Below are 13795 nucleotides of genomic sequence, written 5' to 3'. Positions count from 1 at the left end.
CGATCGGATGGAGATCCTGCCGTGGCAAACCCCCTCGAGAAACTGCTCCGCGCCGGAGAGGGTCGCATCCTCAAGCGCCTGCAGCAGGTCGTCAAGGCCGTCAACGCCCTTGAGGAGGACTACTCGCAGCTGAGCGACGATGAGCTCCGCGGCGAGACCGCTGAGCTGCGCGCGCGTTACGCGGCGGGCGAAACGCTCGATCAACTGCTGCCCGAGGCGTTCGCCGCCGTCCGCGAGGCGGCGAAGCGCACGCTCGGCCAGCGTCCGTACGACGTTCAACTGATGGGCGGCGCCGCCCTGCATCTCGGGAACATCGCCGAGATGCGCACCGGGGAGGGAAAGACCCTCGTCGCGACCCTTCCGGCGTACCTCAACGCGATCGCGGGTGAGGGCGTCCACGTCGTCACGGTCAACGACTTCCTCGCGACGTACCAGTCCGAGCTCATGGGCCGTGTCTTCCGCGCGCTCGGGATGACCACAGGGGTGATCGTGTCCGGTCAGACTCCGGCGCAGCGCCGTGAGCAGTACCTGTGCGACATCACATACGGCACGAACAACGAGTTCGGTTTCGATTACCTCCGCGACAACATGGCCTGGCGACAGGAAGACCTCGTGCAGCGCGGCCACTTCTTCGCGGTCGTCGACGAGGTCGACTCGATCCTCATCGACGAGGCACGCACGCCGCTCATCATCTCGGGCCCTTCCTCGGGCGAGGCCAACCGGTGGTTCACGGAGTTCGCGAAGATCGCGCGCACCCTCGAGGTGGATGTCGACTACGAAGTCGACGAGAAGAAGCGCACCATCGGTGTGCTCGAGCCCGGTATCGAGAAGGTCGAGGACTACCTCGGCATCGACAACCTGTACGAGTCGGCCAACACTCCGCTCATCTCGTTCCTGAACAACTCGATCAAGGCTCTGGCGCTGTTCAAGCGCGACACCGACTACGTCGTGATCAACGACGAGGTCATGATCGTCGACGAGCACACGGGACGCATCCTCGCCGGCCGTCGCTACAACGAGGGCATCCACCAGGCGATCGAGGCGAAGGAGGGCGTGCCGGTCAAGGCCGAGAACCAGACCCTCGCGACCGTCACGCTGCAGAATTACTTCCGTCTCTACAACAAGCTCGCAGGGATGACGGGTACGGCCGAGACCGAGGCGGCCGAGTTCATGTCGACCTACAAGCTCGGCGTCGTCCCCATTCCCACGAACAAGCCGATGGTTCGCAAGGACCAGTCCGATCTCGTCTACAAGAACGAGCAGGCGAAGTTCGCCCAGGTCGTCGAGGACATCGCGCGGCGTAACGAGACGGGTCAGCCTGTGCTGGTCGGCACCGTCAGCGTCGAGAAGAGCGAGTACCTCTCACGCCTGCTGGCCAAGAAGGGCATCAAGCACGAGGTTCTGAACGCCAAGAATCACGCGCGCGAGGCCGAAATCGTGGCGCGCGCCGGGCTCCCGGGCGCCGTCACGGTCGCCACGAACATGGCCGGCCGCGGCACCGACATCATGCTGGGTGGAAACGCCGAGTTCCTCGCGGTGCAGGAGATGAAGGCCAAGGGCCTCGACCCGGTCGAAACCCCCGACGAGTACGAGGCGGAGTGGGAGGGCGTGTACGACGCCGTCCGTGCCCGGGTCAATGACGAGGCCGAGAAGGTCGTGAGCGTCGGGGGACTCTACGTGCTCGGCACGGAGCGCCATGAGTCCCGGCGCATCGACAACCAGCTGCGCGGACGCTCCGGCCGCCAGGGCGACCCGGGCGAGAGCCGGTTCTACCTGTCTCTGACGGATGACCTCATGCGTCTCTTCCAGTCCGGTGCAGCCGAGGCCATCCTCAGCCGCGCGAACTTCCCGGACGACGTCGCGATCGAGTCGTCGATGGTGAGCCGCGCGATCAAGAGCGCTCAGTCGCAGGTCGAGTCCCGCAACGCCGAGACCCGCAAGAACGTCCTGAAGTACGACGACGTCCTGAACCGTCAGCGCGAGGCGATCTACGCCGACCGCCGGCACATCCTCGAGGGCGACGACATCGCCGGTCGCGTCCGGCACTTCATCGAGGACGCGATCGCCGCGGTCATCGACGAGCACACGGGCAGCGGACACAGCGAGGGCTGGGACTTCGACGCCCTGTGGACCGAGCTGAAGACCCTGTACCCGGTCGGTGTCACGATCGACGAGGTCGTCGCCGAGGCCGGCACGAAGGGGCGGATCACGCCCGAGGTCCTCAAGCGCGAGATGCTCTCAGACGCCCTCATCGCGTACCAGAACCGCGAGGACAAGCTCGGCACGGAGGCGATGCGCGAGCTCGAGCGTCGTGTCGTGCTTCAGGTGCTCGACCGCCGCTGGCGCGACCACCTGTACGAGATGGACTACCTGAAGGACGGCATCGGCCTGCGGGCGATGGCCCAGCGCGATCCGCTGATCGAGTACCAGCGCGAGGGCTTCCAGATGTTCCAGGCGATGATGGGGCAGATCAAGGAAGAAACCGTCGGGTACCTGTACAACCTCGAGGTCGAGGTCCGCAGCGCGGGCGAGGGCCCCGAGGCTCACGCCGAGGTCGCGGCCAAGGGACTCGACGCACCGCCCGAGCAGAAGCTCGAATACTCCGCCCCGAACGACGCGGGCGAGGTCGAGGTCCGCAACGAGCGCGGCCAGGTTCAGCAGGCCGCGACGGCGAAGCTGCAGCGCGAGACGGCGCAGCGAGTCGCTCAGGGTGCGCGTCCGGAGCCGGAGGCGGCACCCGCCGCGCGTGGTGCGTTCGGACAGCGGACGGATGCTCCGGCCGCGGGTTCGGCGCCGGCAGCGGTCAACCGCGCCGACCGCCGCGCGGCGTCGAAGCGCAAGTAGCTCTCCAACGGTCGCGACGCGCCGTGTTGCTTCGCAGCACACGGCGAGTCGCGACCGTTCGCGTGTGCGTGGAGATGACCCGACCAGGCCACGAGGTGGCCGGTGGCACGCTCGGCGCGGGGATATCCTGAGCCGATGAGCACCCTCCGCCCCCTTGATCAGTCCTCGAAGCTGAAGAACGTCCTCTACGAGATCCGCGGCAACGCGCTCGTCGAGGCCGCCCGGCTCGAGGCCGAGGGGCAGACGGTCCTGAAGCTCAACACCGGCAATCCGGCGACGTTCGGTTTCGAGGCTCCGTACCAGATCGTCCGCGACATGATCGCGGCCATGCCGACCGCGCACGGGTACAGCGAGAGCCGAGGCATCCTGTCCGCCCGCCAGGCGGTCGTCTACCGTTACGAAGAGGAGCCGGGGTTCCCCCGGATCGATCCCGATGACGTCTTCCTCGGCAACGGGGTCTCCGAACTCATCACCATGACGATGCAGGCGCTGCTCGACGAGGGCGACGAGGTGCTGATCCCGGCGCCCGACTACCCGCTCTGGACGGCGATGACGAGCCTGTCGGGAGGTACGCCCGTCCACTATCTCTGCGATGAGAACGCGGAGTGGCAGCCGGACCTCGAAGACATCCGCTCGAAGATCACGCCGCAGACGAAGGCGATCGTCGTGATCAACCCGAACAATCCCACGGGCGCTGTGTATACCCGCGAGGTTCTGGAGGGCATCGCCGAGATCGCCCGCGAGCATTCGCTGTTGCTGCTGGCGGATGAGATCTACGATCGAATCCTTTTCGATGACGCGAAGCACATCACGATGGCGTCGATCGCACCCGACCTGCTCTGCCTGACCTTCAACGGCCTGTCCAAGACCTACCGTGTCGCGGGCTACCGTTCGGGTTGGATGGTCATCACCGGACCGAAGGCGCACGCCGCGGGATTTCTCGAGGGGATCAACCTGCTCGCCTCGACCCGCCTGTGCCCGAATGTGCCCGCGCAGCATGCGGTGCAGGCGGCGTTGTCGGGCGTGCAGTCCATCGACGCGCTCATCGCTCCTTCGGGCAGGTTGCACGAGCAGCGGGATGTCGCGTGGGAGGGACTGGAGTCCATCCCCGGAGTATCGTGCGTGCGGCCCCGGGGTGCGCTGTACGCCTTCCCGCGACTCGATCCCGAGGTCCACGAGATCCGCGACGACGCGAAGTTCGTGTACGACTTCCTGGTGGCCGAGCGTGTCCTACTCGTGCAGGGCACGGGCTTCAACTGGCCGACGCCCGACCACCTGCGCGTCGTGACCCTGCCCGAATCGCGGATCCTCGCGGACGCCATCGAGCGCCTGGGCAACTTCCTGTCCTCGTACCGCCAGTAGGTCTAGCACGAAGAACGGATTCGTCAAGGTCCTGTGCGCCGGATGATGCCCGTCCTAGCGTGCAGGGCATGGCTATCGAATTGAACCAACCGGCGCTTCGGCAGGCTCGTTCGCTCGTGCGCGAGGGCAAGGTCGTTCGGGACGAACGCGACGACTGGTCGGAGGCGGCGCCGACCGCGGATGACGAGAATGCGTTCATCGAGCGAGAGGGCTGGACCGCGTTCTCCCACTGGCACCTCGGCGTCGACAAAAGCGCGAACCCCGAAACGAAGCAGGCCTACAGCTTCCCCTACGGAGACTTCCGCCGCGTGCATCGTTCGGGCGTCATCTCGGGCGAATCCCGCGCAGGCCAGTACGACCACACCGAGATCGAGGACGAGCTGAAGAAACTCCTCGACCTGATCGACTCGTCGGCGGACTAAGGCGCGCCGTCGACTACAGCAGCGCCAGGGATGTCGCGCGCCAGCGCCCGTCTGTACCCTCGAGCCGCAGGGCGATGGCCCGCGTGCGGTGAGGTCCCGCGAGGATGACGACGGATTCGACGACGCCATCCGCGGGGGACATGTGTCGGACGCTCAGGATGTCGAAGACCGGCCGGGTCGCACGCACCCCGCGCGCGTTGCGCGCACGAGTCGCGAGGTTGCTGCGCGTGAGGAGCCGCCGGTACGCATCCTCGGCGAACCACCGCGCGAGCTGGTCGACTTCCCGCACGCCGGCGAAGACTTCCATGACACCGCGAGCGAGGTTGGTGATCAGCGGCTCGGGATCGGGAAGAGCCGAAGAGGAGGTGCGCTGCGGTGAGAAGAATTCGTCCGCATCCACCGATCGCACACGACGCGAAGCCATGGCTTCTCGGGCTATGGTTTCTCGGGCCACGGCTTCTCGGGCCACGGCTTCTCGGGCCACGGCTTCTTGCGCCATGCCTTGTCGGGCACTGCCGGCTGGTGTGCTCATGGAGACCCCCATCTCTCGCTGACCGGGCTGAGATTGCAGTAGACCACAGCAAAGTCCAGCCCAAGCTGGGTATTTGCCCTCTGTGGATAACTCGTGATCAATCCGAAACTTTTCACCTATGGTCCTGTTGTGCGCTGGGAGCGGCTATTCGAGGACCTCGAGGGGCAGCTCGCCGCGGAGTGGGAAAGCGAGCGCGCCGCGCTCGACAGCGAGGGCGAGCGCCTCCGGCTCTCGCGCGTTCGTCTGCATGACCGCTTGGTCGCTTTCGCCGGCACCGGTGTGAAGGAGACGGTCTCCCTTGCGCTCACCGACAGCTCCGTTCTGCGCGGCACGGTCGACGCCGTCGGTACGGACTTCGCGGCGCTCCGTCTTGACATGCCCTCGGGCGGGCTCGCGCTGGTGCGCACGGGCGCGATCGCATCGCTGACGACATCCGAGGTTGCGCTCATGCGCGCCGCCCGTCCGGACGCGCCGCCCGCGAATGCGGGTCTCGCGGAGCGGCTGACGCTCGGGTTCGTGCTGCGCGACCTCGCGCGACGTCGTGTGCCGGTTCGGGTGCACTGGCTGTGGGGCGGAGCGGAGTTCGGGACCATCGACCGCGTGGGTCTGGATCATCTCGATCTCGCCGTGCACGACGCGGGTGCCGTTCGTCGAACGGGAGAGGTGCGGGCGTTCCGGCTCGTACCCTTCGACGCCATCGCCTGGCTCTCGCTCGAACGGGGCGAGACACCGGCATTGTTGTGAGGAGACACCGGCATTGTTGTGAGGAGACACCGGCATTGTCGTGAGCGGGTCGGAACGCGCTTTATTCGGGTCGGGTCGCGTTCCCCGAACCCCAGACTTCGGGGAAGCTCGCCGCTTGCGACTGCTGCCACAGATGCATCTGGCGGGCCTCTTCGACCTGATCGTCGATGTAGCTGCGCAGGCTCTGCTCTTCGATACGCCACTTGGCGGGAGAGCCGAGACGCGCTCCGCGAAGGCGACCTTCGTGGACGAGATCCATGACCTCGTCGACGGAGATGCTCAACAGCTCAGCCACCTGCGACGGAGCCAGGTAGCGAGGGCTGGGGGAGCTCTCGGACATGACCCCATTATGGACCCCTCGACGGGGCGCCGGGCGCGGGGTCCTGTGGATAACCGAAGGGGCCCGTGAGCGCGATGCGCGACGATGGTGCGCACCGCGGAACGGCGTCCAGCGCCCGAACGCAGAACCGCAGACCACGGCTTACGCAGCCACATCATGGGGGATCGACATGACTGCTCTCGACAGCCCGCCGCGGCGCCCGCGCGCATTCTGGAACGACGTGCGATTCTTCGTCGGACTGGGGCTCATCGTCGCCTCGGTCGCCGGCGTGTGGGCCACGGTGACCGCCGCGCGGCAGACGGTTCCCGTTTTCGCGGCGGCGCGCACATTCGTGCCGGGGGACGAGGTGACGGCCGACGATCTGCGGGTCGTCGAAGCATCACTCGGGGCTGCCGAGGGCGTCTACATGAGTCCGGATGCTCTGATCCCCGGTTCGATCGCGACGCGTACCGTCGCCGAAGGCGAGTTGGTGCCCGTGAGTGCGCTCGAGGACGGCGTGCGGGCGCGGGTGACGACGGTCGTGGTCCAGACGACGACGGCGGTGCCGTCGGACGTTGTCGCGGGAAGTGTCGTTGAACTCTGGGCGTCGCCGGTTCTGGAACAGGGCGTGTTCGGCACACCCGCCATCCTCGTAGCGGACGCAACGGTGGCGGCGGTCGAAGAGGCCGACAGCCTGCTGGGGGCCCGTGGCTCGGCGCTCGAACTCGTCGTGCCGCGGTCGGATGTCGCGGCCGTGCTTCAGGCGGTCGCGGCGTCGGCGGCTCTGTCGATCGTGCCGGCGGCGGGTGGCGCGTGAGCCCGCGTGTGCTGCTGGCCGTCGCGGGGCAGCGGGGTGAGCGACTGGCGACGGAACTCGAGCGAGCGGGAGTTCGCATCGAAGCGGCGATCGATCCCGTCGTGCTCGAGGACGCGAACCTCGTGAGCGCGCTCGAGGTGTTCGAGGAAGTCGACGTCCTCGTGCTGACGGCTGACCGTCGGACGCTCGGCTCGCACCTGGTGTCGGTGTGCGATCGGCGGGGGATTCGGATCGTGACGCTCACGGGCGACGCGGACGGTGAGCGGGTTGCTGCGGCATTCGGACTGACCGCGTCCCTCGTCGCGCCGCGGGTGGAAGACATCGCGGCCGCCGTTCGGGGCATGGCGCGGGAGGATGACCTCGTCCCGGATGCGGCGGCGGGACACGTCGTGGTGGTGTGGGGTCCGGAGGGTGCGCCGGGCCGCTCGACGGTGGCGAGCATGCTCGCCTTCGAACTCGCCCGGGGCGGAGCGGGCACCGCGCTGATAGATGCAGACTCGCACGCGCCGTCGCTCGCGTTGGCCCTGGGCCTCGCGGACGAGGGTCCCGGGTTTCCGTCGGCCTGTCGTCAGGCGGGCCTCGGCACGCTCGATGAGCGCGAACTCGTCCGCATCAGCACGCCGGTACGGGTGGCGGGAGCCGGCGTCGACGTGCTGTGCGGGATCAACCGCCGGGGCCGTTGGCCGGAACTGGCGGCGGACCGCGTCACGATAGCGCTCGAGGCCGCGCGACGTTGGGCGCCGTACACGATCGTCGATGTCGCGGCGCCGGTGGAACAGGACGAAGAACTGATGAGTGATGTCGAGGGTCCGCGCCGCAACGCCGCGACGATCTCGGCTCTGCGCTCCGCTGATGTGATCGTCGCGGTCTGCACAGCCGACCCCGTCGGCATCGCGCGGTTCGTCCGGGGATACGCCGAGGTGCGCGCCATCGCCGGGTCGACCCCGGTGCTCGTCGTCGCCAACCGGCTGCGGCCGGGCGGGCTGGGGATCGACGCCCGTGGTCAGATCCGGCGGACACTCGATCGGTTCGCGGGCATACGCGAGGTGGCATTCCTGCCGGAGGACCAGCGCGCGGCGGACGCCGCCGTACTGCAGGCACAGCCGATCGTGGCCGTAGCGCCTCGTTCGGCCCTGGTGGGTGCGATACGCCGGTTCACGGGCGACACGTTGTTGCCGGTTCTGGGGGGCGATCATCGCAACACCGCGGCGCACGGCGCGGCTGTCGGCGGTGGCAACCACGGACGGCCCGCCCGGCGGGCGTCGGTGTTCCGGCGCGTATCCCACGGAGGGGAGGAGGGACGGCAGAACCGGCTCACGGCATAGGCTGGATCGGTGCCGACCCTCAGTGAACTCGTCTCCGCCCAGGGCCGTTCGAGCGCCGATGACATCGAGTGGCTGCATCGCCTCGCGGGTGATGGACAGCTGCTCGCGGACCTCGCCTTCGCCGACATCGTGTTCTGGGTGCCGACGAGCGACGACTCCTTCATCGCCGTGGCTCATACCCGTCCGTCAGGAGCGGCGACGCTCTTCTACCGCGACATCGTCGGTGACCGGGTGCGGCCGCAGTGGCGAACCCAGGTGCAGGATGCGGCGCAGGGTGTCCGCATCATCGACTCGGCCTCGCCCGACTGGTTCGAAGAGACGCCCACCCGGGTCCGGGCGGTGCCGATCGTCCGCGGCCCGCTCCGCGACGGATACCCGCCGGTGGTCCTGGGGGTCCTCACACGTCACACGAACCTCGGCGAAGCCCGCACGCCCAGTCGACAGCAGATCACCTTCAACGATTGCGCCGACGACCTGTTCGGCATGATCGCGCGCGGCGACTTCCCCGACCTCTCGGCCCCGACCGGGCCTCGGCGCGGTGCACCGCGCGCATCCGACGGACTCATCCGTCTGGATGTCGACGGCACCACGACTTTCGCCAGCCCCAATGCGCTCTCCGCATGGGGACGTCTCGGGTTCGACGACGAGCTCGAGGGCGAGTCGTTGAGCGAGGTGACGACCCGTGTCCTCCCCGCGAAGGAGACGATCGACGAATCCCTCCCGCTCGTCGTGACCGGTCGTGCACCATGGCGCGCGGACATCGAGGCGCGCGGCGTGACGGTGTCGCTCCGCGCGATCCCTCTCCGCGAGAACGGGGAGCGTTCGGGCGCGATCGTCCTCTGCCGCGATGTCACCGAACTGCGCCACCAGGAGCAGGAACTCATCACCAAGGACGCGACGATCCGTGAGATCCATCACCGGGTGAAGAACAACCTGCAGACGGTGGCGTCCCTCTTGCGCATCCAGTCCCGCCGCACCCACTCGGAGGAAGCGCGCGAGGCCCTCACCCAGGCGATGCGTCGTGTCTCGGCGATCGCCGTCGTGCACGACACGCTCTCGGAGGGCCTGACGCAGACCGTCGACTTCGACGAGGTGTTCGACCGGGTGCTCAAGCTCGTCGCCGAGGTGGCCGCGGGTGCGGGAACGCGCGCACAGACACGCTCGACCGGGACGTTCGGCAAGCTGCCGAGCGCCTATGCCACGCCCCTCGCGCTCGCCCTCACCGAACTCGTCACCAACGCCGTCGAGCACGGACTTGCCGGTCGCGAGGGCAAGGTCGAGATCGAGGCGAAGCGCTCGTCGTCGCGGCTCAAGGTCAGTGTGAGAGACACCGGCGTCGGCCTGGCCGAGGGTCAAGTGGGGCGCGGGCTCGGCACACAGATCGTTCGCACCCTGATCCAGGGTGAGCTGGGAGGAACGATCGACTGGCACACGATCATGGGCAGCGGAACGGAAGTCACCATCGATATTCCGCTGCGGTGGATCGACAGGCCGCGGGCCTGACGGGGTTTACGAGGCGCGGCGGGCGCGCGCGGCGCGACGCTTGAGGGCGCGGCGCTCGTCTTCGGAGAGGCCGCCCCAGACACCGGAGTCCTGACCGGACTCGAGGGCGTACTGCAGACAGATCTCGGTCACGGTGCAGCGGGCGCAAACGGCCTTCGCCTTCTCGATCTGGTCGACCGCCGGCCCGGTGTTGCCGACCGGGAAAAACAGTTCGGGATCGACCGTGAGGCATGCGGCCTTGTCGCGCCAGTCCATGCAGATGCTCCTTGTTGCGTGGTGGGGTGTGAGCGAGTGCTCAGAGATCGGTTTCGGGTCCGGTACCCTGGTAGGTGCGAGCAGAATGCTCGCCCCACGGCGCTGTGGGAGCACATGGCTTTCACTATCGTCCCACACGGCTTCGGTCCGATCAAGGGTCGAGTGCGTGAATTCTGTGCAGGATGCTGAGCATCAGCCCGGTGGCTTGGTGATTCGTCACAAAATACCGGGCGCATAAAGCGGGGTGAGGTAGAGGAATGGAACCGGAAGCCACGACTCCGCAGCCGATCGAAGCGAATGCCACAACGTGGGCCGCCGCCGTCCTGGTCGGGTTGGAAGGCATCGCCGTCGCCGCGCTCGCGGGGTGGATGATGCCATCCCTGATCGCGGGGGAGACGACGGATCTCGGCACCGCGTGGGCGCTCATCCTGATGACCGTTATTGCCGCGGTCGCGCTGTTCGCCTTCGCGATCGCGATCCTTCGAGGCCACGGATGGGGTCGCTCAGGCGCGATCGTCGCACAGCTGTTGATTCTCGCGGTGGCGCTCGGTGCCGCGACCGGTGCATACGCGCATCCGCTCGTCGCGTTGGCCCTCGCCGTGCCCGCGGTGATCACACTGATCCTGGTGATCGCGGTCGCACGAGCGGCAGGCCGACGCGACGCGCCTCCCGCCGAGTCGTAGTCCTTAGGCGTCGATGCCGACGAGCTTGCGGATGCGGGCGACGTGTCCCGTGGCCTTGACGTTGTAGAGGGCCTGGTCGACTTTTCCGTCCTCGTCCAGGATGAAGGTCGAGCGGATGACGCCCTCGATCGTCTTTCCGTAGTTCTGCTTCTCGCCCCAGGCGCCGTAAGCGTCGTGGGCCGAGTGATCGGGGTCACTCAGCAGGTCGTAGGTCAGTCCGTCGCGCTCGCGGAACTCGCGAAGCGTCGCCGGGTCGTCGCGCGAGATGCCGAGGACGACGTAGCCCGCCGCTTGCAGAGGGGCGAGGCTGTCGCGGAAGTCGCAGGCCTCGGTTGTGCAGCCGGGCGTCATGGCCTTCGGGTAGAAGAACAACACGACCCGCTTGCCGCGGAGCGAGGCGAGCGAGACGGGGGATCCGTCCTGATCGGGCAGGGTGAAGTCGGGGGCGGGTGTACCGGGCTCGAGGCGTACAGTGCTCATTCGTCCAGCGTAGGGTGCCGCTCGCGCCCCGCCACCTTTCCGAAGGTCATCAGCAGGCGCTGCAGCGAGTCGAACCGTGCGGCGCCGTTGGGCCCCAGCCGTCCTTCGGCAACAGCATCCGCGATCGCGCAGTCCGGCGCATCCGGCAGGTGCGTGCACCCGCGGGGGCAGTCCTTCGCGATCTCGTCCAGGTCGGTGAACGAGCGCAGGATGTTGGCCGGGTCGACGTGGCCGAGGCCGAAGGAGCGGACTCCCGGGGTGTCGATGACCCATCCGCGTCCGCTGTCGCCGACGTACCGCAGCGACACGGTGGATGACGACGTGTGCCGACCGCGGCCCGTGACCTCGTTGACATGCCCCGTGGCGCGCCCCGCGCTCGGCACGAGGGCGTTGATCAACGTGGACTTGCCGACGCCCGAATGCCCGACGAAGACCGTCGAGTGCCCGACGAGTTGCGCCCCGATGCGCTCGATCGGCACCTCGCCTTGCGCGCTCGTGAAGACCTCCACGTCGAGACCCTCGAAGTGACTGAGGAATTCTGCGGGATCGGCGAGGTCGGTCTTCGTCACAACGAGCATGGGGCGGACGCCCGCGTCGAAGGCCGCCACCAGGTAGCGATCGACGAGGCGCGTGCGCGGTTCGGGATCCGCCGCCGCGACCACGATCAGCATCTGATCGGCGTTCGCGACGATGATGCGCTCGACCTGGTCGGTGTCATCCGCCGACCGGCGCAGCAGGGTCGTCCGCTCCTCGATGCCGACGATGCGGCCGAGCGTCCCCTCGTCACCGGACGTGTCGCCGACGACCCGAGCCCGGTCGCCTGTCACGATCGGCTGCTTGCGCAGCTCACGAGCACGCACGGCGGACACCTCGTGTTCGTCCGGGGCGTCTTCGTCCATCAGAACCGAGTAGCGGCCGCGGTCCACGCCGATCACGCGGCCGATCTCGGCGTCGGCGTGTGCGGGGCGTCGCTTGCTGCGCGGCCGATTCGCCTTGGGATTCGGGCGCATCCGGATGTCGGACTCGTCGAGCTCGTCCGCCTCGTCCGTCTCGGCGTCGTCGTAATCCCACCAGTTCGGATCCGAGCCGCTCATCGTCTGCGCATCGTCTACTCGGTCGCGCCGGGCTTCGCGGACGAGCCGGCCAGCATGCTGTTCCACAGCTGCTCGAACTGCGGCAGGGTCTTGGCGGTCACGCTGAGGTCGTCGACCTCGATGCCGGGAACGCTCAGGCCGAGCACGGCGCCTGTCGTCGCCATCCGGTGGTCATGGTGAGATCTCCACAGGCCGCCGTGGAGCGGACGCGGCACGACGCGGATGCCGTCGGGCAACTCGCTCGCCTCACCGCCGAGCTCGTTCAGTCCGTCGACGAGAGCACGGATCCGGTCGGTTTCGTGCAGACGGATGTGTCCGATGCCCGTGATGGTCGAGGGGCCCTCGGCGAGAGCCGCGAGTCCCACGATCGTCGGAGCGAGTTCTCCCGCGGCGGACAGATCGACATCGAAACCGCGGAGCGGAGCCGTGCGGGTCACGGTGAATGCACCGCCGCGGCGGGCGACGCGCGCCCCGGCGCGGTGCAGCAGGTCGCCGAGAAGGGCTCCCGGTTGCGTGGAGTGGGCCGGCCAACCCTCGATCGTGACAGAACCGCCCGCGACCATCGCGGCCGCAAGAAAGGGCGCCGCGTTCGAGAGGTCCGGCTCGATCGTGATGTCTTTGGCCCGGACCGCTCCGGGGGCCACGATCCATTCGTTCGGCGCGGGACGCTCGACGTGGATGCCGCGGTGTGCGAGCGCCTCGATCGTCATCTCGATATGGGGGAGACTCGGCAACCGCTCGCCCGTGTGGACGAGGTGCAGCCCGACATCGAACCGCGGAGCCGCGAGCAGCAGACCCGACACGAACTGGCTCGAACGGGATGCATCCATCTGCACCTCGCCGCCGCGCACGTGACCGTGCCCGCGCACGACGAAGGGGAGGGACCAGTGACCGCCGTCGTCGATGTCGAGCCCGATGTCCCGGAGAGCGCGGATCAGCTCGCCCATCGGGCGGTGAAGGGCCGTCTCATGCGCCGTCAACCGGACGTCTCCGTGCGCGAACCCGGCGAGGGGAGCCACGAAGCGCATCACCGTTCCCGCCTGGCCGCAGTCGATCTCGCTGTTCCCGGCGAACGGGGCGGGGGGAGTGATGATCCAGTCGTGGCCGAATGGGCCTTCGCCCGGCGCCGGCTCGATCTGTGCGCCGAGGGCCCGCAGCGCCCCGACCATCCGCTCGGAGTCCTGCGAATGCAAAGGAGAGAGGATCCGACTCGGTCCGTCGGCCAGCGCGGCCAGGACCAATTCGCGACTCGTCAGCGACTTTGAGCCAGGAATCGCCAGACGGGCATCGAGCGGAGAACCGGCCACGGGCGCTCGCCAGGCAGGGGGCTGGGGAGCATCAGAAGATGTCTCGTCGGCGCGAGGGGAATAGCCGTGCGGTGTCATCGGGTTCTACTCTATCGAGCCCCGAGAGGA

At 68.0% G+C, this 13795-nt stretch carries 14 protein-coding genes; 8 read left to right on the top strand and 6 right to left on the bottom strand.

What is annotated here, in order from left to right; genetic code table 11:
* Positions 1-21 precede the first annotated feature (21 nt).
* From secA to ACIQ0W_RS11970, 3 genes are all read left to right on the top strand, one after another.
* Positions 22-2844, top strand: coding sequence for a preprotein translocase subunit SecA (gene secA / locus ACIQ0W_RS11980; protein ID WP_396642974.1), 2823 nt, complete (start codon positions 22-24; stop codon positions 2842-2844).
* Positions 2845-2979: 135 nt separating this feature from the next.
* Complete coding sequence (locus ACIQ0W_RS11975) at positions 2980-4206, top strand: pyridoxal phosphate-dependent aminotransferase (protein ID WP_396642973.1); 1227 nt, start codon at positions 2980-2982, stop codon at positions 4204-4206.
* Positions 4207-4274: 68 nt separating this feature from the next.
* A complete protein-coding gene (locus tag ACIQ0W_RS11970; protein ID WP_396642972.1) occupies positions 4275-4628 on the top strand; it encodes a hypothetical protein in 354 nt (117 codons plus the stop codon).
* A gap of 13 nt (positions 4629-4641) precedes the next feature.
* Here ACIQ0W_RS11970 and ACIQ0W_RS11965 read toward each other — a convergent pair whose 3' ends face one another.
* Positions 4642-5052 carry an Rv3235 family protein gene (locus ACIQ0W_RS11965; protein WP_396642971.1) on the bottom strand — a complete coding sequence of 137 codons (411 nt, stop codon included), beginning with the start codon at positions 5050-5052 and terminating at the stop codon, positions 4642-4644.
* Positions 5053-5253: 201 nt separating this feature from the next.
* Here ACIQ0W_RS11965 and ACIQ0W_RS11960 point away from each other — a divergent pair, with 201 nt between their 5' ends.
* Positions 5254-5904: a hypothetical protein gene (locus ACIQ0W_RS11960; protein ID WP_396642970.1), complete on the top strand. Its 651-nt coding sequence runs from the start codon at positions 5254-5256 to the stop codon at positions 5902-5904.
* 61 nt (positions 5905-5965) lie between these two features.
* Here the strand turns inward: ACIQ0W_RS11960 and ACIQ0W_RS11955 are convergent, their stop codons facing one another.
* A complete protein-coding gene (locus tag ACIQ0W_RS11955) occupies positions 5966-6244 on the bottom strand; it encodes a helix-turn-helix domain-containing protein (RefSeq protein WP_396642969.1) in 279 nt (92 codons plus the stop codon).
* A 169-nt stretch (positions 6245-6413) separates the two neighbouring features.
* Between ACIQ0W_RS11955 and ACIQ0W_RS11950 the strand changes: the two genes are divergently transcribed.
* The 3 genes from ACIQ0W_RS11950 to ACIQ0W_RS11940 are packed head-to-tail and all read left to right on the top strand — an operon-like array spanning position 6414 to position 9868.
* On the top strand, positions 6414-7040 hold the full coding sequence (locus tag ACIQ0W_RS11950; protein WP_396642968.1) for an SAF domain-containing protein: 627 nt from the start codon (positions 6414-6416) through the stop codon (positions 7038-7040).
* Positions 7037-8365, top strand: a complete 1329-nt coding sequence (locus ACIQ0W_RS11945) for a CpaE family protein (protein ID WP_396642967.1) — start codon at positions 7037-7039, stop codon at positions 8363-8365. Before ACIQ0W_RS11950 ends, ACIQ0W_RS11945 begins: the two co-directional genes overlap by 4 nt.
* 9 nt (positions 8366-8374) lie before the next feature.
* Positions 8375-9868, top strand: a complete 1494-nt coding sequence (locus tag ACIQ0W_RS11940) for a sensor histidine kinase (RefSeq protein ID WP_396642966.1) — start codon at positions 8375-8377, stop codon at positions 9866-9868.
* A gap of 6 nt (positions 9869-9874) precedes the next feature.
* On the opposite strand, the gene ACIQ0W_RS11935 is transcribed toward ACIQ0W_RS11940, so the two are convergent.
* Entirely contained in the window at positions 9875-10123 is a 249-nt protein-coding gene (locus ACIQ0W_RS11935) for a WhiB family transcriptional regulator (RefSeq protein WP_036295594.1), read from the bottom strand.
* A 257-nt stretch (positions 10124-10380) separates the two neighbouring features.
* Here ACIQ0W_RS11935 and ACIQ0W_RS11930 point away from each other — a divergent pair, with 257 nt between their 5' ends.
* Positions 10381-10806 carry a histidine kinase gene (locus ACIQ0W_RS11930; RefSeq protein WP_396642965.1) on the top strand — a complete coding sequence of 142 codons (426 nt, stop codon included), beginning with the start codon at positions 10381-10383 and terminating at the stop codon, positions 10804-10806.
* A 3-nt stretch (positions 10807-10809) separates the two neighbouring features.
* Here the strand turns inward: ACIQ0W_RS11930 and bcp are convergent, their stop codons facing one another.
* Genes bcp through aroA form a run of 3 tightly spaced genes read right to left on the bottom strand, consistent with a single transcriptional unit; the run spans position 10810 to position 13765 of the window.
* Positions 10810-11286 (bottom strand): thioredoxin-dependent thiol peroxidase, encoded by a 477-nt coding sequence (gene bcp / locus ACIQ0W_RS11925; protein ID WP_396642963.1) that lies wholly within the window; start codon positions 11284-11286, stop codon positions 10810-10812.
* Complete coding sequence (gene rsgA / locus ACIQ0W_RS11920) at positions 11283-12380, bottom strand: ribosome small subunit-dependent GTPase A (RefSeq protein WP_396642962.1); 1098 nt, start codon at positions 12378-12380, stop codon at positions 11283-11285. Before rsgA ends, bcp begins: the two co-directional genes overlap by 4 nt.
* Before the next feature lie 14 nt (positions 12381-12394).
* On the bottom strand, positions 12395-13765 hold the full coding sequence (gene aroA / locus ACIQ0W_RS11915; protein WP_396642961.1) for a 3-phosphoshikimate 1-carboxyvinyltransferase: 1371 nt from the start codon (positions 13763-13765) through the stop codon (positions 12395-12397).
* Positions 13766-13795 lie beyond the last annotated feature (30 nt).

The organism is Microbacterium sp. (assembly GCF_044340635.1).
GTDB lineage: Bacteria > Actinomycetota > Actinomycetes > Actinomycetales > Microbacteriaceae > Microbacterium.
This window is presented reverse-complemented; position numbering and strand designations above follow the sequence as displayed.